The sequence below is a fragment of the Sphaerisporangium viridialbum genome (assembly GCF_049674955.1).
Lineage (GTDB): Bacteria > Actinomycetota > Actinomycetes > Streptosporangiales > Streptosporangiaceae > Sphaerisporangium > Sphaerisporangium viridialbum.
This window is the reverse complement of the sequence record NZ_CP187232.1, coordinates 1,088,631-1,110,575: the sequence shown is the minus strand read 5'-3', so window position 1 is coordinate 1,110,575 and position 21,945 is coordinate 1,088,631. Positions and strand designations below refer to the sequence as shown.

Below are 21,945 nucleotides of genomic sequence, written 5' to 3'. Positions count from 1 at the left end.
ATCGATGGGCTTGAGGGGCCATCATCGGCCTGCCATACGGTTGCGTATGGTTCGACTATACGCAACCGTATGGCAGGCTGGCGGTGTGGGTGCGTTGAACGCGGATGACTGGGCGAAGGCCGCGCTGGCCGCCCTGGCCGAGGGAGGCCTTTCGGCCGTGGCCGTGGAACCGGTCGCGGCACGCCTGGGCGTCTCGAAGGGCAGTTTCTACTGGCACTTCGCCAATCGCCAGGCCCTGGTCCACGCCGCGCTGCGGCGGTGGGAAGCCCAGACGGACAAGGTCATCGAAAAGCTCCAGCGCATCGCCGACCCGACGGCGCGGATGCGCACCCTGCTGGAGCTCGCCTTCTCAGACGATCAGGCCGCGATCTCCTTCCGCCTGATCGCCGAGGCCGAGGACCCGTTCGTCGCCGACGTGGCGCGGCGGGTGAGCGCGCGCCGCATCGACTACATGCAGACCATCCTGGAAGAGCTGGGCGAATCGCCGGAGGAGGCGAGGAGCCGCGTGATCGCCGGGTACGGCAGCTACCTCGGCATCGCCGCCCTGCTGCGGATCGGCGTCATACAAGCGACCCCCGCCGACATCGTCGACCACGCCCTGGCCGAACTCTTCCGGGTCACGGCCGAACCCCTCACGGGGGAGGAGCCAGACCTCCGCCGGTGACCGCGGATGGCGGCCGCCACCGCTCCCACCTGCGAGTTTACGAAGATCCCACCATGGGAAACCTGGATGGTTCCTTTACTTGAATCGTTCAAGTTTGGTGCTAGCGTGAGCGCATGGCAGGCATCGGCCGACTTTGTCCAGCCTGGTCGGCGGGTGGCTCCAACTCGGCCAGCCGCCATGCGTCGCGCCGCGCCCCAACCGGCGCGCACCGAGCCGTGATCACCGATCGACGTCTCGTAGTTCAGCGGCGTCCCGGTCGGAGTCCCGCGCCTACATCACTCTGCGATCGGGATCGATGTCTGCCGTGCACCGGGCGAGGAGCCAGTTGCCGACCACGCGCTTTCAGGAGGGAGGGAGCATGCCACGTTCGCTGCGTCCGCGCTCGATTCGGGCGCGCTACACGATCGCTGCGACAGTGGTGTCGCTGGTCTTTCTGACAACAATCGGCGGAGTCGTTGGTATCAGCGTCCGCTACAAGGTCCAGGCCCGTGTCTACGCTGAAACCCAGCGGGTCGCCGCCGAGTGGGTATCGGCGATGGCGTACGGCGATGTCTCCCGAACGGTGCCCAAGAGCCATGTCAACCTCCTCCAGGTGGTGGACATCCACGGCCGCATCGTGGGCTCCAGCAGGCCTATGTCCGGCAAGCCGCCACTGAGCACGCTTCGTCCCCCTGTCGACGACCGGATCGAACATCTGACCGAGTGCTCCTCGGCCGGCGAGTGCGTCCTGCTCACGGCCATCCGGCTCTCCCCCGCCGAGGCCGGCCGGCTCCGGCTCCCCGATTCCCCAGTGGTCTACGCCGGAATGCGCCAGCCGACGATCCTGGCCACCCACCGCCTCGAACTGTTCATCTCGGCCGCGATCGCGCTGCTCGCCGCCCTCATAGCGTGGACGACCTGGTGGGCGGTGGGCCGCACTCTGCGCCCAGTGGAAGCCATCCGCACAAGAACGGCCCAGATCACGCTGAGCGACCTGAGCCTCAGGCTCCCCCAGCCTCCCGGCGACGACGAGATCGCGCAACTCGCCCGCACCACCAACCAAACCCTCGTCCGGCTCGAAGCAGCCGTGGAGCAGCAACGCAACTTCGCCTCCGTTGTCTCCCATGAGCTCAGAAACCCCGTCGCCGGCCTGCACACACAACTTGAGGAGGCACTGCTGTACCCGGGCGACGTGGATGCTCACGACACGATTCAAGCCGCGCTGTCCACCACCGGCAGACTCCAGGCGATCATCGACGATCTGCTGGCACTCGCCCGTCTACGGACCGCCGTCCCTGAGGCACCCGCGCCTGTCGACCTCGGCGCGCTGGTGGAGAGGGAAGCGGCGGCCAGAGTCCGTGGGGTGCCCGTGCGAGCCCACATCAGCGGTGAGGTGAAGGTTCTCGGCAACGAGCTGCAGTTGATCAGAGCGCTGAACAACCTGCTGGTCAACGCACAGCGGCACGCCGAGGCCGGCGTCGAGATCACCGTAGAACGCTCGGACGGCCAGGCCGTTGTCACCGTGACAGACGACGGTGACGGCATCGCACCGGAGGATCGCGAGCTCGTCTTCGAACCTTTCGTCCGCCTCAGTGACGGACACCATCGCGACCCCGGAGGCAGCGGGCTCGGCCTTTCCATCTGCCGCGCGATCATCAGCGCTCACTGCGGAACCCTTCGGATCGAAGACTCGCCAAGAGGCGCCCGATTCGTGATTCGGCTTCCGCTGATGGGTGGGGATCGCCGGGCTACCGCTACGGGACCATGCGGATCGCAAACTCGCAATGACGCGTACGGCTACGTACGTTGAGGTTCCCGTGCGCTGCGGTGTGGACGCCCCTGACGATGGATCTTGCTCCACGAAGGTAAGTGTCCGGGCGGTTCCGCCGCCGGCCGTCAGCCGTGAGCGGCTGCCGACAGCGTCGCGTACACGATGATGTTGTCGGTGTAGCTGTGCGCTCGTGGGTTGAAGACCCCGCCGCAGGTGATCAGGCGCAGGCTTGGGCTGTCGACGTGCCCGTACACCCGCTTGGTCGGGAACCGGTCCTTGCTCGCCTGCTCGGCACCGTCGACCGTGAACTGCGCGGCGGAGCCGTCCGCACGTACCACCGTGATCTTGTCGCCACGCCTCAGCTCGCGCAGCCGGCTGAACACCGCGGGGCCCCGCGTGGTGTTCACATGCCCGAGGATCACGGCCGGGCCCATCTCGCCCGGGGCCGGGCCGAGGCGGTACCACCCCGCGAGCTTGGGCTGGCTGAGCGGCGGCACCTCGATCTCCCCGTTCTTCTCGACCCCGACGGACCGTAGCGGCGCGTCCACACCGATCCCCGGGATCCGGATCCTGGTGGGCGCCGACTTGCCGAGCGGCGTGACCGGCACGGCCGCGGGGGATGGCGGTGGCGCCGTGGTCGCCGCCTCGACCAGGGGTACACCCACTCCCCCGGGACCCACGGTCGCCGAGCCGGCCGCCGCCGGATCGGTAGCGGAGTCGACGGCGGACGAGTTCGCCGAGGACGCGTTCGTCGTGGCGTCGACCGGAGCCATCTGGGCGATCATCGGCGTCGGCTCCGTCCCGGCAGCTGATCCGGGCTCCTGCGAGGGTGACAGGTACGCCAGCAGGCCGACCATCACGACAGCGATCCCGGCGAGGGATCCGACGGTCAGGAGTACGGGCAGCAGGGCGGCCGTCCAACGACTGCGGGCGGGAGGGGCGTCGTCACCCGAGGACGCGTGCCCGGGCGGTAACGACCCGCTCAACCGAGGCTTCCTCGATCAGCGCTCCCGTGTACGGCCCGGCGTCGTCTCAACGCGAGACCGCCTACGACGCCGCCCAGCGCCAGCGTGGTGCCGTACCCGATCAGGAGCGGTGCGGAGGTGTCGCGCCCTGGAGCCTCGCCTGTGTGCGCACCGCCCTTCGGCGTGACGCGCACCTGGGGAGTCTTGCTGGCCTTGGACGTCTTCGTGGGCTTGGCCGTCTTCGTGGGCTTGGCCGTCTTGGTGGCGGTAGCCGTAGCCGTAGGAGCCCCATGCCCCTGCCCCCCACCAGAAAGCACAATCACCCCCCGAGCCGAATCATCCCCATCAGTGATCTGCCCGTTCCCGCCGTTGCTGTTGTTCCCGTCGTTCGACTGATCACCGCTAGAAGCAGCTACAACATCTACGGTCACAGCCCTTGGCTGCCCAGCGTACTTGCAGGTCGTCTTGAAGTATTCCGACGATGGAGGCCCTGCCAGCTGCTCCGTTATGAAGTCGAAGCGGTCAATGACCATGTACTGCCCGCTTTGGCCCCGGTTCGTGAAGGTCACTGTATGGCTGCGATAGGGCAAGCCCTTTTTTGACCACAAGCTCTGCTGTGCCTGAGGTTTGGACGGAGGCGAGTCGTTGTCCAACGCATCGACCTCGACGGCCGGCTCGTCGTCAACCTTGATCCCGACCTTGCCTAGATTCGAGGCCTTCTCCGCGAAGTACTCAATACCTGTCCCAACAAACGTGACCACCGCAGTGTTGGTCGGCACGTCGGTCGCGTGGATGTCTTCCTGGTAGTCGCCAAGCCCTTTCCGCACATCCTTGTTGGAGTACACCCACGCGCCCGCGTAACTGATTTGAGGGTGCACATGCGTGCCAGGGCTGGCTTGCTCACGCGGATCGTTGGTGTCGTTGACGACAATCGTCTCTGCAGGTGGAGTGAAGTCGAGGACGAGGTCTCTGGGCGTGATCGACAGCTTGCCTTCTTTGGTAGTGGAGACCGAGCCTGAGATCGCGGTCGGCAACTCCAGTGGACCGCCAAGGGCCAGCTCACCCTGGTCCTTACTGCCCGTGGAGTCCAGCTTCCCCTGCCAGAGGCCCGATACATCGACCGTGCCGGTTGCCGAAAGTCGGCCACCCGCTTTGAACTTGGCTGAAGACTTCAGGGGCGATGCGCTGAGCGTCCATTCCACCGGCAAGCGTTCGCCAACACGAACCGTCTTCTGGGTCGCCACGTGTACCTGAATCGGGAACGAGGTACCTGCTGGAAGTAGGTGGCCCATTGTGCAGGTGTACTCGTAGTTGTCGTAGACCGTATCTGCCGAGCTAGGAGCGGCGGGGAGCATGACTACGCTCGTGCAGGCGCCGAGTACCCCCGCTGCCAGTGATCTACGAACTTTGGATCCCCAACCGTTCAAGATCGCCTCCGATCACCCCGTGGCCGTACGGCCGAAGGTAGATCGTATGACTTTCAACTCTTATGGCGACCTTACGGATAAGTCATCCACACGGAACGTAGCTGATTTGTTACGTGCACCCGGCTCTCGACCTGACCAGCCCGAGATACCCCCCTGACGACCAGAATCGTATTCTGTTGGGCGTACCCCCAAGGAGGAACGAATGCAGCGAGACCTCTTCGAGGAGGAGCACCTGCTCTTCCGCGAGACCGTGCGCGAGTTCATGACCCGTGAGGTCGTACCCCACCACGAGCAGTGGGAGAAGGACGGGATCGTCCCCCGCGAGGTGTGGAAGAAGGCCGGCGAGATCGGCATGTTCGGCTTCTCGGTCCCCGAGGAGTACGGCGGCGCCGGGATCACCGACTACCGCTACAACACGGTCATCGTCGAAGAGATCATGAGAATCGGCGCGACCGGCCTCGGGTTCGGCCTGCACAACGACATCATGGCGCCGTACGTCGTCGACCTCACCAACGACGAGCAGAAGCAACGCTGGCTGCCCGGCTTCGCCTCCGGCGAGCTGATCACCGCCATCGGCATGACGGAGCCGGGCGCGGGCAGCGACCTGCAGGGCATCAGGACCACCGCCGTGCGCGACGGCGACCACTACGTCGTCAACGGGCAGAAGACGTTCATCACGAACGGCATCAACTCCGACCTCGTGGTGGTCGTCGCCAAGACCGACCCGGAGGCCGGGGCGCGCGGCACCACCCTGCTGGTCGTCGAGCGGGGCATGGACGGCTTCTCCCGTGGCCGCAACCTGGAGAAGATCGGCCTGCACGCGCAGGACACCGCCGAGCTGTTCTTTGAGAACGTTCGCGTCCCGATGGCGAACCGGCTCGGCGACGAGGAGGGCCAGGGCTTCTTCCAGCTCATGAACAACCTCCCGCAGGAGCGCCTGTCGATCGCCGTGGCGGCGGTGGCGGCGGCCGAGTCGGTGCTGGAGACCACCATCGAGTACTGCAAGACCCGCAAGGCCTTCGGCCGGAACATCGGCGCCTTCCAGAACACCCGCTTCGTCGTCGCCGAGCTGGCGACCGAGGTGGAGATCGCCCGCCACTACGTCGACAAGTGCATCCGGGCGCTCAACGCCAAGGAACTCACGGTCGTGGACGCCGCCAAGGCGAAGTGGTGGACGACCGAGCTCCAGCAGAAGGTGATCGACCGCTGCCTCCAGCTCCACGGCGGATACGGCTACATGACGGAGTACCCGGTGGCCAAGGCGTGGATGGACAGCCGCGTGCAGACCATCTACGGCGGCACCACCGAGATCATGAAGGAGATCATCGGCCGCTCCTTCGGCTTCTGACCCACTCGCACCCCCCGAAGCCGGCTCGCGAAAACTGCGGCTCGCTGGCCGCACGTTCCCGCGCGCGGCGGCGATCCGCCGCATACTGGTCAGCGGAGGCTCCCGGGCGCGGGATCCCCAGGCGGGCCGGCGAGAGCGGGTTCCAGAGAGCAAGCTCCCGGAGGCGGTGGCGATGGACAACGGCGGACTGATCCTGCTGGTCTTCCTGGCGTTCTTGTTCGTCTGGGTGCTGAACCGCGTCCGCCGGACGCTGCGGTTCGGCCCGGTGGCCTACACCGGCGTCGTCATCACGTTCATCATCGTGATGCTCGCCCTCTACACCCAGACCCAGCGCTGACGCCGCTCACGTACGCGAGCTGCCCTCCAGCAGCACCCGGGCGACCAGCCGGGGGTCGTCGCTCATGGGTACGTGCCCGCATCCCCTGAGCAGCTTGACCCGCTGCTCCGACCACCTGGCCGCCCGTACGGCCTGCCGGCGGAGCAGCAACCGGTCGTGCTCGCCCCACGCGATCGTGATAGGCGCCTTCGGCCGTCCCGGAGGCGCGATCGAGGAGAACGCGGCCAGCGTCTCGTCGAAGCCGGCCGCGTCGCGGAGGGCCTGGCCACCCGCGATCACCGCCTCGGGGGACATGCGCGACGGGTGGGCGACGATCAGCCCCACCGACAGCGCACGCCCCACCGCGGACCTCGCCACCGAGTCCGTACGCCCCGGGGGAAGCGAGCGGGTGAGCCCCCGCATGCCCCGCAGGATCGCCCGCGCCAGCACCGGCTCGGCGCCGGACCAGAAGCCCGCGGGTGACAGCGCGGTGGCCGAACGGACCGCGCCCCGGGCGGCCAGCGTCAGCGCGACGTAGCCGCCGAGGGAGTTCCCCGCCACGTGCGGCTCGCGCACCCCGAGTCGGGCGCAGAAGGACTCCACCGCGTCGGTGAGCGTCTCGGGGTTGTACGGCACGCCGGGCGGCAGCGGAGGCGAGGCGCCGAACCCGGGGAAGTCCACGGCGATGACGTCACGCGAGGTGGCGAGCAGGTCGATGACGGGCTCCCAGGCCTGCCAGTGGTGACCTATGCCGTGCAACAGCACCAGTGGCGGCCCGGAGCCGCGCCGCTCGAAGGCCAGTTCCATGCGCCCGAGTCAAGCACCCATTCCCAGCCCTGTCACTGACGCGGCGCCCCGCCGCCGGAGGTCCACGACGAAAGCCAAAGCCCACCCGTCAAGCCCCTGACGGGTGAACCAAGTGCTGCCCACCCAACCCCAACACCCCCACCAACGGCGAGGTGGTGATTAAACCTCCACCGGCCAGGTGGTGATCAAACTCCCCAGCGGCCAGGTGACGCCCACCACCCCAACCGACGAGCGAGGCGCTACCCGACCCCAACCATCACCCCAGGACGAAGCACCCACCAAAAGCCCACCCGGCAAGCCCCTGACGAGTGAACCAAGTGCTGCCCACCCAACCACTAGACCCCCCAATGGCGAGGTAGGTGGTCATCAAGCCCCCGATGGCGAGGTTGTGCTCAAGCCCCCCAATGGCGAGGTGGCCATCAAGACCTTTCCCAACGGCGAGGTTGCGATCAAGCCCGCCAACGGCCAGCTGGTGATCAAACTCCCCAACGGCCAGGTGACGCCCACCACCGACGAGCGAGGCGCCACCCGACCCCAACCATCACCCCAGGACGAAGCACCCACCAAAGCCCACCCGCCAAGCCCCTGACGGGTGAACCAAGTGCTGCCCACCCAACCACTAGACCCCCCAACGGCGAGGTAGGTCATCAAGCCCCCGATGGCGAGGTTGTGATCAAGCCCCTAACGGCAGGCCGATGACCGCTACCCCAGCGGCGGGGGTCAGCGGCCTCGGGTGGGGATTTCGAACCAGACTGCTTTGCCTTCTTTGGTGGGGCGGGAGCCCCAGCGGCGGGCGAGTTGGTCGACGAGGTAGAGGCCTCTGCCGCCCTCGTCGTTCTCGCCGGCGCTGCGGATGCGGGGCAGCCGGAGATCCTGGTCGAAGACCTCGACCCAGATGGACTCCTCGCCACGGCGGAGCCGCAGCGTGAACTCCTTCTCGTTGACGATCTCGTTGTCGAAGCCGGGAACATCCCAGGACTCGTCGAACGGCAGGGGCGGGCCGTCGAGCACGAGCTCCCTGCGCGGGACGCTGGCGCTGGCCGCGTGGAGCACGACGTTGGTGACGACCTCGGAGACGAGCAGGCAGGCCAGCTCGGAGCGCTCCTCTGGGACCCCCCAGGTGGTGAACGCCTCCGACGCCATGCGCCGGGCCTCACCGACCATGATCGGCTGCGCGGGGAACGTGCGCTCCTCGAACTTCAGCTCCTTGCCCGCCGACCGGATCACCAGGATCGCCATGTCGTCGTCGATCTCACCGGGAACGGCCACCGTGGCGGCGTCGGCGATGCGCTCGACACTGTCGGCCGAGGCCTTGGCGACCTCCTCGCACAGGACGCTCAGGACCTGCTCGTCGGTCAGCGGCGCCTCGCCGGACTCGCGCGCGGGCCGCCGGTCGACCAGGCCGTCGGTGTAGAGCAGGAGCGCGGCGCCGGGTGGGAGCACCCGGCTCTCCTCCTTGTAGACCAGGTCGGCGTGCACGCCCTTGGCGTTGACGCCGAGCGGCTGGCCCACCTCGAGAATGTCGAGCTCGGACACCACGCCGTCGACGATCAGCAGGGGCGGCGAGTGCCCCGCGTTGGCGAACGAGAGCTGCCGCGACCACGCGTCGTACACGAGATATTGGCAGGTGACGATGGGCGGGGTGCTGACGTCGGTGCCGTAGTCGTCGCGCTCGGGCGCGGCGATGATGCGGGTCCACTCGTTGAGCCTGGCCAGGATGTCGGCCGGGGACTTGTCGTCCTGGGCGAAGGCGCGCAGCGCGGCCCTGAGCTGGCCCATGACCGCCGCCGCCTTGGCCCCCCGGCCCTCGACGTCGCCGATGACGATGCCGACCCGGCCGGCGGAGAGGGGGATCACGTCGTACCAGTCGCCGCCGACCTGGGTCTGGATGCCCTGGCCGTGGGAGGCGAGCGGCGCGGCCGGGTAGTAGCGGACGGCGATCTCAAGGCCGTCGAGCTGCGGCAGCTCGCGCGGGAGCAGGTATTTCTGGAAGGACTCGGCGGTGTGCCGCTCCTCCTCGAACAGCAAGGCGTTGTCCACCGCTATGGCGACCCGGGTGGCGATGGCGCCGACGAAGTCGCGGTCGAAGGCGTCGTAGTGCGGCGAGCGCCGGTCGGTGAGGTTGGACAGGCCGAGGTACATCAGGCCGAGGGTCTCGCCACGCGCGCAGAGCGGCGCCACGATGGCGGAGGTCATGCCGATCTCGCCGCAGAGCTTGGCGCTCTCCTCGCTCGGCGAGGGATAGCTGGTCTGCGCGAAGTCCTCGACGATGATCGTCTCCTGGCGGCGCAGGGCGATCTCGGCGTAGTGGCCGGCCGGATAACGGATCTCGGAGCCGATGGGGCGCCAGGTGCCGGCCGGAGGGGTCCACCCCTGGACGTGGGTGGAGACCTTGCGGACGAGCCGGTCTCCCTCGGTGAGCTCGATGAAGCAGTGGTCGGCGAACTGGGGCACCAGCATCTCGGCGACGCGGTTGAGGGTCTCCTCGACGTACAGCGAGCTGGCGAGCCGCTCGCCGATGCGCTCAAGCAGGCCGAAGCGGTCCTTCTCGCGCTCGTTGCTGCGCATCGCCTCGCGGGCGGTGATCACGATGCCGGTGACGGAGCCGGAGGGGTGACGGAGGGGGACCGCCTGCGCCCGGACGTAGATGATCGTGCCGTCGGCGCGGGCGACGTCGAAGGTGCCCTCCCAGACCCCGCCCTTGAGCACGTGCTTGGCCAGCTCGACGGCGAGGGGGTGGTCCTTCTCCATGATGCCTAAGGAGAGAACGGTCTGCTCGACACCCGCCGGCCGGTCGGGACGGCCGAAGAGCCGCTCGGCGAACGGGTTCCAATAGAGCACGTTGCTGAAGCGGTCGGTGACGACCACGGCCATCTCAGCGTTGTCGAGAACCGACTCGGGCGTCAGATGATCGGCCGCATCCTGCGAAAGGTCCCCCCATCGCTTCATCTGGCGGCCACCCCTCGAAGGGTGTCAATCGCATAGCGGACCACATGCGCTCCTGCAGCAGCCTCGACGGCAAGGCGGCGTTCCCCCGGGGGCTCCGGGACGGCCAAGTTGTCGAACAAGGGAAGGGATAACTCCCTACTGGGAACCAACCAAGCACGCCCTGGGTCAGCGTCGGGAGACGAAGACGTGCGCGGCGACATCACGCGGGAAGTCCGCGGGAATGTTGTGCGCTTCATCGTCACCCGTCACCCGTACACCGTCGTCGCTCGCCGCGAGCGTCACCTCGCGTCCGGGTTGTATCCCAACTTGCTTGAGTTTAAGCATCACAGCGGGATCACTTTGCACTTGTTCGCTAATTCGGCGGACGACCACGGGGATATCTCCTGGCCCTGCCAGATCGGCCATGGCGGAGATCACCTCATGGACGGACTCATCGGGCTCTTTGACCCCCAGCTCGTCGAGGCCGGGGATGGGGTTGCCGTGGGGGCAGACCACCGGGTTGCCGAGGAGGTTGACCAGGCGGGCCTCCACCGACTCGGACATGACGTGCTCCCAGCGGCAGGCCTCGACGTGCACCTCTTCCCACGGGAGGCCGATGACCTGGGTGAGGAGGCACTCGGCCAGGCGGTGTTTGCGCATGACGCGCGTGGCGAGAGTGCGCCCGAGGTCGGTCATGGTCAGGTGGCGGTCGCCCTCGACGCGGACGAGGCCGTCGCGCTCCATGCGAGCCACCGTCTGACTGACCGTCGGGCCGCTCTGCTGCAAACGCTCGGCGATGCGGGCACGCAGAGGGGTGATCCCCTCCTCTTCCAGCTCGAAGATGGTGCGAAGGTACATCTCCGTGGTGTCGATCAGGCCGTGTGCGGTCAAAGCTCCTCCCCTCCAAGTATCGATGCTACGTCCGGCGCCCGGCCTTGCCGGTCGTGTCCAGAACAGGGTGAGGACACTCTCGCCAGGGGCACGGATTCGACGTCTGAACAGAGCTTACGCAGACCTACTGACAGAACGGCCCGAGATGGCGAATGACCGCGAGCAGCGGGAAGGACGTGACTCCTCCCCAAGGATCTCACTGTTCGCGGGCGGCGTCGCGCCAACGCCCATAACGTGATCTTTCGGATCTCACCGTCCGAGACGCCCGGCCGTCGCGTCGTAGTTCCTGAAGGCGGGCACGGCGAGGCCGGCGACCAGCACGATCGCGGCGCACAGCAGCCCCCCGCCCGCCCAGGCCGGGACGAGCCCGAAGGCACTCGCCGTCGTGCCCGCCCGAAGGTCCCCGAGCCGGGGGCCGCCCGCCACGACGACCATGAACACCCCCTGCATGCGCCCGCGCATCTCGTCGGGCGCGTAGGTCTGCAGGATCGTCTGCCGCCAGACGGCCGAGACCAGGTCGATCGCGCCCCCGACCGCCAGCAGTGTGACGATCAGCCACAGCGGCTGCGCGAACGCCGCCGCGGCCACCGTGAGGCCCCAGAGCGCGATCACCACGGTCAGCGCCACGCCCTGCCGGCGCACCCGGCCGACCCATCCGGACAGCAGCCCCGCCGCGACCCCGCCGATGGCCAGGCTGGCCGAGAGCCAGCCGAAGGCGATGGCGGACCCTCCGAAGCGCTCGGCGGCGAGCTCGGGATAGAGCGCCCTGGGCATCGCGAACGCCATGGCGATGATGTCGACCACGAAGGACATCATCACGATCGGCTGCCCCGCGATGTAGCGGAGCCCGTCGACCACAGAGCGCAGCCCGGGCCGGGAGATCTCACCGATGGGGTCGAGGCGCGGCAGCCGGAAGGCGGCGTAGAACCCGGCGCTGAAGAGGATCACGTCGATGAGGTACGCCATCGCGAACCCGGACTTCGCGAGCACGATGCCGGCCAGCAGCGGCCCGAGCACCGTCCCGACGCTGCTCACCAGGAAGTTCAGCGTGTTGGCAGCGGCGACCCGCTCGGCCGGGACCAAACGGGGGATGATCGCGCCCCGTACCGGGGAGGTGATCGCGAACCCCGTCGACTGGACGGCGACCACGGCGAGCAACAGATAGACGTTGCCCAGCCCCGACAGGGCGTGGAGCAGCAGGGCGAGGGTGCCCGCCCAGGCGACCAGCGAGCCGGTGAGCAGCAGCCTGCGGCGGTCGACCGCGTCGGCGACGGCGCCGCCCCACAGGCCGAAGACCACCAGCGGAATGAGGTTCACCGGGCCGAGAATGCCGACCCACAACGAGGACCCGGTGATGTCGTATACCTGGGCGCTCACCGCCACCGAGGTGAGCTGGAAGCCGATGAACGAGACGCCCTGCCCCATCAGCAGCCTGCGGTACGCCGGGACGCGCAGGGGCCTGGTGTCGACGGCGACGCGCCTCAGCCCCGACTGGACCCCCGCCATCCCCACCTCGCCGACCCCGCGCAACTGGCATGTACCCGGGCACTGTACCCAGGCAAGCTGAGCGACAGCTCAGGGGGCCAGGCGTTCGACCACCCACTTCTGGCCGGAACGGCGGTAGCGCAGCCGGTCGTGCATGCGGTCGACCTGCCCCTGCCAGAACTCGACCTCCGAGGGAACGACCCGGAAGCCGCCCCAGAAGTCGGGCATCGGCGGCTCCTGCGGCCAGCGTTCTGCCAGCTCGCTGTAGCGCGCGTCCAGCGCTTCCCTGGACGGCACGACCGCCGACTGCCGCGAGGCCCAGGCCCCGATGCGCGAGCCGTACGGGCGGGAGTTGAAGTACGCGGCGGAGTCCTCGCGCGGCAGCCGCACCACATGGCCCTCCACGCGGACCTGGCGCCGGAGCGGGTGCCAGGGGAAGACCAGAGACGCGCGCGGGTTCTCCGCGAGGTCGCGGCCCTTGCGCGACTCGTAGTTGGTGTAGAAGACGAACCCCTCCTGGTCGTACCCCTTGAGCAGGACGGTTCTGGCGGTCGGCCGGCCCCCGGCGGAGGCGGTGGCGACGATCATGGCGTTCGGCTCGGGAAGCCCTGCCTCCACGGCTTCGGCGAACCACGAGGTGAACTGGGTGACGGGGTCGGCGGCGAGGTCGGCCTCTCTCAAAGGCAGTCCCTCGTATGTACGGCGGAGCCCGGCGAAGGACGGCGGGCTCGATGCGGCATCCACAGACCGGTATTCTTCCGCGTTCGGCACCACCACCGAAGCGGTACCCCCTACCAGGGACGATCCCGCTTCGGCGGGTCCGGAGGCGGAGCACTCCCGCCTAGGGGGTTGAATATGACCCGCCGGTATCTCGACATCAAGGCTTTGACTTCAAGAAAGGGAGGCGGCCGAGAATGTCCGACTTCAAACCCGGGCTGGAAGGCGTAGTTGCGTTCGAGACCGAGATCGCGGAACCGGACAAAGAAGGGGGCGCCCTTCGCTACCGGGGCGTCGACATCGAAGAGCTGGTCGGGCGGGTCTCGTACGGACACGTCTGGGGCCTGCTGGTCGACAACAAGTTCAAGCCGGGCCTGCCCCCGGCCGAGCCGTACCCCATTCCTGTCCACTCCGGTGACATCCGCGTCGACGTCCAGAGCGCCCTGGCCATGCTGGCCCCGGCGTACGGCTTCCGCCAGCTTCTCGACATCGACGAAGACCAGGCCCGCGACGATCTCGCACGCGCCTCGGTCACCGCGCTGTCGTTCGTCGCCCAGTCCGCCCGCGGGCTCGGCCTGCCCATGGTGCCCCAGTCGCGCGTCGACGAGGCCGCCACGATCGTCGAGCGCTTCATGGTCCGCTGGCGCGGCGAGCCCGACCCCAAGCACGTCAAGGCCATCGACGCCTACTGGACCTCCGCCGCCGAGCACGGCATGAACGCCTCCACGTTCACCGCGCGCGTCATCGCCTCCACCGGCGCCGACGTCGCCGCCGCCCTTTCGGGCGCGGTGGGCGCCATGTCCGGCCCGCTGCACGGCGGGGCCCCGGCCCGCGTGCTGCACATGATCGAAGAGGTCGAGCGCATCGGCAGCGCCGAGACCTACGTCAAGAAGGCCCTCGACAGCGGTGAGCGGCTGATGGGCTTCGGCCACCGCGTCTACCGCGCCGAGGACCCCCGCGCCCGCGTGCTGCGCCGCACCGCGCAGGAGCTGAACGCCCCGCGCTATGAGGTCGCGTGCGCGCTGGAGACCGCCGCGCTGGCCGAGCTGCACGCCCGCAAGCCCGACCGCGTCCTCGCCACGAACGTGGAGTTCTGGGCGGCGATCATGCTGGACTTCGCCGAGGTGCCGCCGCACATGTTCACCTCGATGTTCACCTGCGCCCGCACCGCCGGCTGGGCGGCGCACATCCTGGAGCAGAAGCGCACGGGCAGGCTCGTCCGCCCCAGCGCCAAGTACGTCGGCCCCCCGCAGCGCTCGGTCAACGACGTCCCCGGCGCCGGCGAGGTCGTCGGCAAGCACTGACTGCCCCCGGGCCTCCCCTTCGTCCCGGTACTCACCCCCTACAGAGGGCCCGCAGCCCCCAGTTGCGGGCCTTTCGCGCGTCCGGGCACCACCGTGACGTAGGCGGACACGAGCGCGTGTATCTCACGATCCGGACCCGGGGCGTAACCACCGAGACGGCTCACTACCCTTGGTTACGTGGCTGACATCGAGATTCCCGCTGAACTCAAGCCCGCGGACGGCCGTTTCGGCTGCGGGCCTTCGAAGGTACGCCCCGAGCAGCTCGCCGCCCTGGCAGCCGCCGGCGCGAGCGTGATGGGCACCTCCCACCGCCAGAAGCCGGTGAAGAACCTGGTGCGCCGGGTCCGCGAGGGCCTCGCCGACCTGTTCTCCCTCCCCGAGGGGTACGAGGTCGTGCTGGGCAACGGCGGCACGACCGCGTTCTGGGACATCGCCGCCTTCGGGCTCATCAAGGAGAAGTCCCAGCACCTGAACTTCGGCGAGTTCTCGTCGAAGTTCGCGGCCGTCGCGGCCAAGGCGCCGTGGCTGGGCGAGCCGACCGTGATCAAGTCCGCGGTGGGCAGCCACCCGAGCGCGATGCCCGAGGCCGGCGTCGACGTCTACGCGCTGACCCACAACGAGACCTCCACCGGCGTCGCGATGCCGATCAGGCGCGTGGGCGGTGACGACTCGCTGGTGCTGGTCGACGCCACCTCCGGCGCGGGCGGCCTGCCCGTCGAGGCGAGCGAGTTCGACGTCTACTACTTCGCGCCCCAGAAGAGCTTCGCCTCCGACGGCGGCCTGTGGATCGGGCTGTTCTCGCCCCGCGCGCTGGCCCGGGTCGACGAGATCGCGGCAACCGACCGGTTCGTCCCCGAGTTCTTCAGCCTGCCGACGGCGATCGACAACTCCTCCAAGGACCAGACCTACAACACCCCGGCCGTGGCCACGCTGTTCCTGCTGGCCGACCAGCTCGACTGGATGAACGGCAACGGCGGCCTGGCCTGGACCACCGCGCGCACCGCCGACTCGGCGTCCCGGCTGTACAACTGGGCCGAGAAGACCTCCTACACCACGCCCTTCGTCGCCGACCCCGCTCAGCGGTCGAACGTCGTCGGCACCATCGACTTCGCGGACGAGGTCGACGCGGCCGAGGTGGCGAAGGTCCTGCGGGCCAACGGCATCGTCGACACCGAGCCCTACCGCAAGCTCGGCCGCAACCAGCTGCGCATCGCGATGTTCCCGGCCATCGACCCGGCCGACGTCGAGGCGCTGACGGCCTGCGTCGACCACGTGGTCGAGCGTCTCTGAAAGCCGGACCAGTGCCCGAGACCCTGGGCCGGGCATCCGTGACCAGGGTCTAGGGCGAGGGCGGCGGCACCCAGCCGGGGCCCCCGACATGCCTGTGCCCGCCCGTGCGGCGGGCCAGCTCCTCCAGCAGCCGCAGCGCGTCGTCGAGGTCGACGCTCCGCGCGAAGCACGAGAGCACGGGTGCCCGGTCGGGGCTCTCGGCCAGGGCCTCCAGCATCACCGCCGTGACATGCTCGTCGCGCGAGCGGCCGGCGGAGTAGCGGAAGGCCTTGCGCTCGGGGGCGCGGCTCAGCAGCCCCTTCTTGACCAGGCGCTCGGCGACGGTCTGCACCGTGGTGTACGCCAGCGACTTCTCGGCCTCGGCGTTGAGCACCGCCTGGAGCTCGCGGACGAGCAACGGATGGGTGGAATCCCAGAGCACCTCCATGATGGCGCGCTCCAGAGATCCCAGGCTTTTCACGCTGACATTGTCTCCCAGCGACCGCCGACACGACTAGTAACGGTTGCTGACTGTCTGACTCCACATCGGAGCACGCTGCGGTGATCCGCCGGCGTGGCCTGCCGTCTCAGGCCACCGCGACGGGCCGCCGCCTCCTGCGGCGCAGCACGTATGCGGCGAGCACCCCGCCCACCAGCCCGAACAGGTGGCCCTGCCAGGAGATGCCGGGCTGTCCCGGGAGCACTCCCCAGATCAGCGAGTAGTACAGGACGGCGACTCCGATGCCGAGCGCGATGTCCAGCAGATGCCGGTCGAACAGCCCGCGCGTCACGACGTACCCGAAGTAGCCGAACACCAGCCCGCTGGCGCCCACCGTGAGCCCCCCCGGCTGGCTGTACCACCACACCCCGAGCCCGCTGACGATGATGATGATCAGGCTGGCCACGAAGAACCGCCCGAGGCCGCGCAGCGCGGCCAGAAAGCCCAGGATGGCCAGCGGCATGGTGTTCGCCATCAGGTGCGCGAAGCCCGCGTGCAGGAACGGGGCGAGAAAGATGCCGACCAGCCCGTTCCGCTCGTGGGCGACGATGCCGTACCGGTCGAGATCCTGGGGCAGGACGTAGTCCGCGACCTCGACGCCCCATTCCACGGCCACCAGGAGCGAGACGACGATGGCGGCACCGAGGGCTCCCGTGACCAGGCCGACCACGCGCTGCTTGACCACCTCGCCCGAGGATCGGCCGGCAGGTGCAACCCCGGTCGCGTAGTCGCTCATCGCTCTCCTCTTGTGACGTGCCCTCGAACGCGCTTTGTCCTCCCTTTACCGTACGCAAACGGTGTTTAACCCGTGATTTACCGCGAGACACGAATAAGGCGCATGTTGCCCACCATCGGGGCAACATGCGCCTTCGCTAAATGATCATTGAAGCGCGGTGCCGATCATTAAGGGGCGGAGATCACTCCCCCGCCCAATTGGGGGCGCGCTTCTCGGCGAAGGCCGCCGCGCCCTCCATGGCGTCCTTGGAGCCGAACACCGGGTTGATGATCTCCCCCTGCTTCGCGAACATCTCGTCCCGCGACCAGTCCGCCGACTCGACCAGGACGCGCTTGGTCGCCAGGAGCGCCAGCGGAGCGTTGGCGGCGATCTTGGCCGCGATCTCCTTGGCCGTGGCCAGCGCCTCCCCCGCGGGGGTGACGCGGTTCACCAGGCCCAGCTCGTACAGCCGCGACGCCGGGTAGTGATCGCCGGTCAGCGCGATCTCCATGGCAATGTGGTACGGGATGCGGCGCGGCAGCCGCATCACGCCGCCGGCCGCGGCGACCAGGCCGCGCTTGGGCTCCGGCAGGCCGAACTTCGCCTCCTCCGAGGCGACGACGATGTCGCAGGCCAGCACCAGCTCGAAGCCGCCGGCGAGCGCGTAGCCCTCCACGGCCGCGACGATGGGCTTCCTCGGCGGCCTCTCGGTGAGACCGCCGAAGCCCCGCCCCTCGACGAGCGGGAAGTCGCCGGTCAGGAACCCCTTGAGGTCCATGCCGGCGGAGAACGTGCCACCGGCCCCTGTCAGGACGTACGCGGAGACGTCCTTGCGCTCCTCCAGCTCGTCCAGGGCCGCGACGACGGCGCGTGCGACGTTGCCGTTGATGGCGTTCCTGGCCTGCGGCCGGTTGATCGTGATGACGGCGATGCCGCCCTCGACCTCGACGAGAACCTCGTCAGACACCCTTACCTCCGGTTGGCGGTCTCACTTGGGCTGGAAACGGATGCCGCCGTCGAAGCGGATGACCTCGCCGTTCATGTAGTCGTTCTCGATGAGGGCGCGCACCAGGTGGCCGAACTCGGACGCCCGGCCCATCCGCTTGGGGAACGGCACGGGCGCCGAGAGCTTGGCCTTGAACGCCTCGGACTCGGGGCCCGACCCGTAGATGGGAGTGTCGATGATGCCCGGCGCGATCGTCAGGACGCGGACGCCGATCGCCGCGAGGTCACGCGCGGCGGGCAGGGTCATGCCGATGATGCCGCCCTTGGAGGCGCTGTAGGCCACCTGGCCGGTCTGCCCCTCGATGCCCGCGACCGAGGCGGTGTTGATGACGACGCCACGGGCTCCGTCGGCGTCGGCGGGCTCGGTCTTCGCCATGGCCGCCGCGCCGATGCGCATGAGGTTGAAGGTGCCGATCAGGTTGACGTCGATCACCTTGCGGTAGCTGGCGAGGTCATGCGGCGAGCCGTCCCTGCCCACCGTACGGGAGGCCCAGCCGATGCCCGCGCTGTTGACGACGGCGCGGAGCGGCTTGCCCGTCGCGACGGCGGCGTCCACGGCCGCCTGGACCGAGGCCTCGTCGGAGACGTCGGTCTGCGCGAAGACGCCGCCGAGCTCGTCGGCGAGGGCCTTGCCGCGCTCGACGTTGAGGTCGGCGATGACGACGGTGGCGCCGATGCCCGCCAGTTCGCGTGCGGTGGCCTCGCCGAGGCCGCTGGCACCGCCTGAGATGATTGCTGCTGCTCCGTTCAGGTCCATATCCCGGACCCTAACGTGGCAACCGAATGAAGTTCTACTAGGGGTGGCTCAAATCTCGCCCGAGATGGCCGCGTCGACGTCGGGGTAGACCTTGATGCGCCGGTCGAGCCCGGTCGTGCGGAGGATGCGCGCCACCGGAGCCTGCGGAGCCGCCAGGGAGACCCCGCCGCCCTCGCCCGTCGCGAGGCGCCACGCCTCGATGAGCACGGACAGGCCGCTGGAATCCATGAACGACAGCGCGCCGAGGTCGAGCACGAGCCGGTTGCTGTCCTGCTTGATCGCCTCGCGCACCTCGTCGCGCAGGAACGGCGCCGTGAACAGATCAAGCTCACCCTCGACAGCCACGACGACGGCGTCGCCGAACGCGCGCCGCGCCAGCCGCAGCTTCATGTGGAACCTCCTCGCGGGCCCACTTTACTTCGCAATCACCGTGACAGAAGTCACGTGGCCATAAGATCGGCCGCTCACCGGACGCCGGTACGGCCCCGCACGGGGGCGGCCGGGGCGGATCAGTGCGGCCGTTCTGCGACCGCGAAGCCGTACGGGAGCTCCAGGCGGTGGGCCGCGAGCAGGGCCGGATCGCCGAGGAGGTCGCCGGTCGGGCCGTCGGCCGCGATCACGCCTCCGGAGAGGATGAGTGAGCGCTCACAGAGCTCCATGGCGTACGGCAGGTCGTGCGTGACCATCAGCACGGTGACGTCCAGCGAGCGCAGGACTTCGGCCAGCTCACGCCGCGAGGCGGGGTCGAGGTTGGAGGACGGCTCGTCCAGCACGAGGATCTCGGGACGCATGGCGAGCACCGTCGCCACGGCGACCCTGCGGCGCTGCCCGAACGACAGGTGGTGCGGCGGCCGGTCGATCACCTCGGGCAGCCCGACCTGGTCGAGCGCGTCGCGCACCCGGCGCTCCAGCTCGGGGCCGCGCAGGCCGAGGTTCGCGGGGCCGAACGCGACGTCCTCGCGCACCGTGGGCATGAAAAGCTGGTCGTCAGGATCCTGGAACACCAGGCCGACCCGACGGCGGATCTCCCCCAGAGTGTCCTTGCGCACGGGCAGGCCCGCGATCTCGACCGACCCGTGCCCGGCGGTCAGGATGCCGTTGAGGTGCATGACCAGCGTGGTCTTGCCCGCGCCGTTCGGCCCGAGCAGCGCGACCCGCTCGCCGCTCCCGATGGTGAGGTCGACGCCGAACAGCGCCTGGGTGCCGTCAGGATAGGCGTAGGCCAGCTCGCTGACGCGCAGGGAGAGCGGGGGCAGGGTCACGAAAGGCTCCAGGAAAGGACGGCGGTCGCCAGCGCCGCCGCCGGCAGGAGCGCGGCGGTGGCCCAGCTCGCCACCGATGCGCCCCCCTCGTGGACCACCGGCATCGACCCGGTGTATCCCCTGCTCAGCATAGCCAGGTGCACCCGCTCGCCACGCTCGTACGAGCGGATGAACAGCGCCCCTGCGGACTTCGCCAGGACCGGCAGGTGCCGCACGTCACGCGCCGCGAAGCCGCGCGACTCGCGGGCGACCCGCATCCTGCGCATCTCGTCGAGGATCACGTCCATGTAGCGGAGCATGAACATCGCGATCTGCACCAGCAGCTGGGGCAGCCTGAGCCGCTGCGCGCCCAGGAGCATCATGCGCGGCTCGGTGGTCGCGGCCAGCAGGATGCTCGCCACGACGCCGAGGGTGGCCTTGGCGAGGATGTTCCACGCGGCCCACAGCCCCTCGGCGCTGAGCGACAGCCCGAGCACCTCGACGCGCGCGCCCAGCCCGATGATCGGCAGCGCGACGGCGAAGACGACGAACGGCACCTCGATGACCATGCGCCGCAGCACGAACCCCGCTGGGACGCGGGCGACCGCGGCGACGGCCGCCAGCAGCAGGACGTACACCCCGAAGGCCCAGAAGGCGTCGCGCGGCGTGGCGACGACGACCACGGCGAACCCCGCCACGGCCGGCAGCTTGCATTCGGGCGGCAGCCGGTGGACGACGGTGTCCCCCGGCCGGTAGAGCTGGTGGTGGTGGCCTGAACCCACTACGCGCTCGCCCGTTCGGTGTCACGGCCCCGGCGGCGCACGGTGTAGAAGATCGCGCCACCGGCCAGCACGGTGATGCCGACGCCCGCGACGCCCGCGACCCCGACCGCCAGCCGCTCGCTGCCGACGCCCTTGACGCCGTAGTCGGCGAAGGGCGAGTCGCCGAGCGGGTGGTGCTCCTCGTTCACGTTGAGGCCCTTGTCGCCCGCGACCTTCTCCAGTCCGTCGGGGCTGCTCGACGCGTAGAAGGAGACCACGCCCGCGAGGAGCACGGCGACCAGCGCGCCCCCGACGAGCAGCGGCCGGATGCTGCGGGCCGGCGCGGGGGCCGGGGCCGTGGTGACCTCGGTGCTCCCGCCGCCCGCCGTGCGCAGCACCAGCGGAGCCGTGAGGCCCCGCGCGCCGTACACGAGGTCGGGCCGCACGGCCAGCACGCTGCTCACGGTCAGCGCCGTGATCACGCCCTCGCCCAGCCCGATCAGGACGTGCACGCCGCCCATCGCCATCGCGACCGACGACACGTCGATCGGGGCGGTGCCGCCGATCCAGAACAGCACGGTGAAGGCCAGCGCCGCGACCGGCACGGAGATCGCGGCCCCGACGAAGGCGGCGACCGCGACCGCGGTGCGGCCACGCGGCGCGGCCCGCACGACCAGACGGAACACCGCCCAGCCGACGACGGCCGTCACGATCGCCATCAGGGTGATGTTGACGCCCAGGGCGGTCAGGCCGCCGTCGGCGAAGAAGAACCCCTGGACGAGCAGCACCACGGCCACGCACAGAACCGCGGTGTACGGCCCGACCAGGACCGCTGCCAGCGTGCCGCCCAGCAGGTGACCGCTCGTGCCGGCCGCGACCGGGAAGTTGAGCATCTGGACGGCGAAGACGAAGGCCGCCACGAGGCCCGCCATCGGGGCCGTACGGTCGTCGAGCTCGCGTCGCGCGCCGCGCAAGCAGACGCCGAGCCCCGCCGCCGCGAACGCGCCCGCGGCGATGGACACCGGGGCGTCGAAGAAACCGTCTGGTACGTGCACCACTAGCCTCCGGAGCGATCGAGCTGCGACAACTCTAGGCC

Annotated in this window: 22 protein-coding genes; 7 read left to right on the top strand and 15 right to left on the bottom strand. The window is 69.2% G+C overall.

Annotated elements, in window-relative coordinates; translation table 11 throughout:
• Positions 1 to 85: 85 nt before the first annotated feature.
• Both ACOZ38_RS05205 and ACOZ38_RS05200 read left to right on the top strand, forming a co-directional pair.
• Positions 86 to 664: a TetR/AcrR family transcriptional regulator gene (locus tag ACOZ38_RS05205; RefSeq protein WP_424529047.1), complete on the top strand. Its 579-nt coding sequence runs from the start codon at positions 86 to 88 to the stop codon at positions 662 to 664.
• Positions 665 to 1,022: 358 nt separating this feature from the next.
• Complete coding sequence (locus tag ACOZ38_RS05200) at positions 1,023 to 2,453, top strand: sensor histidine kinase (RefSeq protein WP_424529046.1); 1,431 nt, start codon at positions 1,023 to 1,025, stop codon at positions 2,451 to 2,453.
• Between the two features lie 86 nt (positions 2,454 to 2,539).
• Here the strand turns inward: ACOZ38_RS05200 and ACOZ38_RS05195 are convergent, their stop codons facing one another.
• The gene (locus ACOZ38_RS05195) at positions 2,540 to 3,400 is read right to left on the bottom strand and encodes a class F sortase (RefSeq protein ID WP_424529045.1); all 861 of its coding nucleotides are present in this window, start codon (positions 3,398 to 3,400) and stop codon (positions 2,540 to 2,542) included.
• The gene (locus ACOZ38_RS05190; protein ID WP_424529044.1) at positions 3,397 to 4,623 is read right to left on the bottom strand and encodes a hypothetical protein; all 1,227 of its coding nucleotides are present in this window, start codon (positions 4,621 to 4,623) and stop codon (positions 3,397 to 3,399) included. Before ACOZ38_RS05190 ends, ACOZ38_RS05195 begins: the two co-directional genes overlap by 4 nt.
• 385 nt (positions 4,624 to 5,008) lie before the next feature.
• Here ACOZ38_RS05190 and ACOZ38_RS05185 point away from each other — a divergent pair, with 385 nt between their 5' ends.
• The gene (locus tag ACOZ38_RS05185) at positions 5,009 to 6,154 is read left to right on the top strand and encodes an acyl-CoA dehydrogenase family protein (protein WP_424529043.1); all 1,146 of its coding nucleotides are present in this window, start codon (positions 5,009 to 5,011) and stop codon (positions 6,152 to 6,154) included.
• A gap of 172 nt (positions 6,155 to 6,326) precedes the next feature.
• Positions 6,327 to 6,491, top strand: coding sequence for a hypothetical protein (locus tag ACOZ38_RS05180; protein WP_405144475.1), 165 nt, complete (start codon positions 6,327 to 6,329; stop codon positions 6,489 to 6,491).
• 6 nt (positions 6,492 to 6,497) lie between these two features.
• On the opposite strand, the gene ACOZ38_RS05175 is transcribed toward ACOZ38_RS05180, so the two are convergent.
• A complete protein-coding gene (locus ACOZ38_RS05175) occupies positions 6,498 to 7,277 on the bottom strand; it encodes an alpha/beta fold hydrolase (RefSeq protein WP_424529042.1) in 780 nt (259 codons plus the stop codon).
• A gap of 412 nt (positions 7,278 to 7,689) precedes the next feature.
• Between ACOZ38_RS05175 and ACOZ38_RS05170 the strand changes: the two genes are divergently transcribed.
• On the top strand, positions 7,690 to 7,866 hold the full coding sequence (locus tag ACOZ38_RS05170) for a hypothetical protein (protein ID WP_424529041.1): 177 nt from the start codon (positions 7,690 to 7,692) through the stop codon (positions 7,864 to 7,866).
• 131 nt (positions 7,867 to 7,997) lie between these two features.
• On the opposite strand, the gene ACOZ38_RS05165 is transcribed toward ACOZ38_RS05170, so the two are convergent.
• From ACOZ38_RS05165 to pdxH, 4 genes are all read right to left on the bottom strand, one after another.
• Positions 7,998 to 10,226 carry an ATP-binding SpoIIE family protein phosphatase gene (locus tag ACOZ38_RS05165; protein ID WP_405144443.1) on the bottom strand — a complete coding sequence of 743 codons (2,229 nt, stop codon included), beginning with the start codon at positions 10,224 to 10,226 and terminating at the stop codon, positions 7,998 to 8,000.
• A 165-nt stretch (positions 10,227 to 10,391) separates the two neighbouring features.
• On the bottom strand, positions 10,392 to 11,096 hold the full coding sequence (locus ACOZ38_RS05160; RefSeq protein WP_405144441.1) for a metal-dependent transcriptional regulator: 705 nt from the start codon (positions 11,094 to 11,096) through the stop codon (positions 10,392 to 10,394).
• Between the two features lie 249 nt (positions 11,097 to 11,345).
• The gene (locus tag ACOZ38_RS05155) at positions 11,346 to 12,602 is read right to left on the bottom strand and encodes an MFS transporter (protein WP_424529040.1); all 1,257 of its coding nucleotides are present in this window, start codon (positions 12,600 to 12,602) and stop codon (positions 11,346 to 11,348) included.
• A gap of 69 nt (positions 12,603 to 12,671) precedes the next feature.
• Positions 12,672 to 13,325 (bottom strand): pyridoxamine 5'-phosphate oxidase, encoded by a 654-nt coding sequence (pdxH, locus tag ACOZ38_RS05150; protein WP_405144437.1) that lies wholly within the window; start codon positions 13,323 to 13,325, stop codon positions 12,672 to 12,674.
• Between the two features lie 170 nt (positions 13,326 to 13,495).
• On the opposite strand from pdxH, the gene ACOZ38_RS05145 reads away from it, so the two are divergent.
• Both ACOZ38_RS05145 and serC read left to right on the top strand, forming a co-directional pair.
• Positions 13,496 to 14,602, top strand: a complete 1,107-nt coding sequence (locus ACOZ38_RS05145; protein ID WP_405144435.1) for a citrate synthase 2 — start codon at positions 13,496 to 13,498, stop codon at positions 14,600 to 14,602.
• A gap of 177 nt (positions 14,603 to 14,779) precedes the next feature.
• Entirely contained in the window at positions 14,780 to 15,892 is a 1,113-nt protein-coding gene (gene serC / locus ACOZ38_RS05140) for a phosphoserine transaminase (RefSeq protein WP_424529039.1), read from the top strand.
• A gap of 49 nt (positions 15,893 to 15,941) precedes the next feature.
• Here the strand turns inward: serC and ACOZ38_RS05135 are convergent, their stop codons facing one another.
• The 8 genes from ACOZ38_RS05135 to ACOZ38_RS05100 form a co-directional block, all read right to left on the bottom strand.
• Positions 15,942 to 16,352 carry a BlaI/MecI/CopY family transcriptional regulator gene (locus ACOZ38_RS05135; RefSeq protein ID WP_424529038.1) on the bottom strand — a complete coding sequence of 137 codons (411 nt, stop codon included), beginning with the start codon at positions 16,350 to 16,352 and terminating at the stop codon, positions 15,942 to 15,944.
• Between the two features lie 106 nt (positions 16,353 to 16,458).
• A complete protein-coding gene (locus ACOZ38_RS05130; RefSeq protein ID WP_424529037.1) occupies positions 16,459 to 17,106 on the bottom strand; it encodes a rhomboid family intramembrane serine protease in 648 nt (215 codons plus the stop codon).
• A gap of 181 nt (positions 17,107 to 17,287) precedes the next feature.
• Positions 17,288 to 18,052 (bottom strand): crotonase/enoyl-CoA hydratase family protein, encoded by a 765-nt coding sequence (locus tag ACOZ38_RS05125; protein WP_424529036.1) that lies wholly within the window; start codon positions 18,050 to 18,052, stop codon positions 17,288 to 17,290.
• Positions 18,053 to 18,073: 21 nt separating this feature from the next.
• Positions 18,074 to 18,847 (bottom strand): SDR family NAD(P)-dependent oxidoreductase, encoded by a 774-nt coding sequence (locus tag ACOZ38_RS05120; RefSeq protein ID WP_405144426.1) that lies wholly within the window; start codon positions 18,845 to 18,847, stop codon positions 18,074 to 18,076.
• A 48-nt stretch (positions 18,848 to 18,895) separates the two neighbouring features.
• Complete coding sequence (locus tag ACOZ38_RS05115) at positions 18,896 to 19,237, bottom strand: STAS domain-containing protein (protein WP_405144424.1); 342 nt, start codon at positions 19,235 to 19,237, stop codon at positions 18,896 to 18,898.
• Positions 19,238 to 19,356: 119 nt separating this feature from the next.
• Complete coding sequence (locus ACOZ38_RS05110; protein WP_424529035.1) at positions 19,357 to 20,109, bottom strand: energy-coupling factor ABC transporter ATP-binding protein; 753 nt, start codon at positions 20,107 to 20,109, stop codon at positions 19,357 to 19,359.
• Positions 20,106 to 20,870, bottom strand: a complete 765-nt coding sequence (gene cbiQ, locus ACOZ38_RS05105; RefSeq protein WP_424529034.1) for a cobalt ECF transporter T component CbiQ — start codon at positions 20,868 to 20,870, stop codon at positions 20,106 to 20,108. The genes ACOZ38_RS05110 and cbiQ overlap by 4 nt, the downstream gene beginning before the upstream one ends.
• The gene (locus ACOZ38_RS05100; RefSeq protein WP_424529033.1) at positions 20,870 to 21,904 is read right to left on the bottom strand and encodes an energy-coupling factor ABC transporter permease; all 1,035 of its coding nucleotides are present in this window, start codon (positions 21,902 to 21,904) and stop codon (positions 20,870 to 20,872) included. The genes cbiQ and ACOZ38_RS05100 overlap by 1 nt, the downstream gene beginning before the upstream one ends.
• Between the last annotated feature and the right edge of the window lie 41 nt (positions 21,905 to 21,945).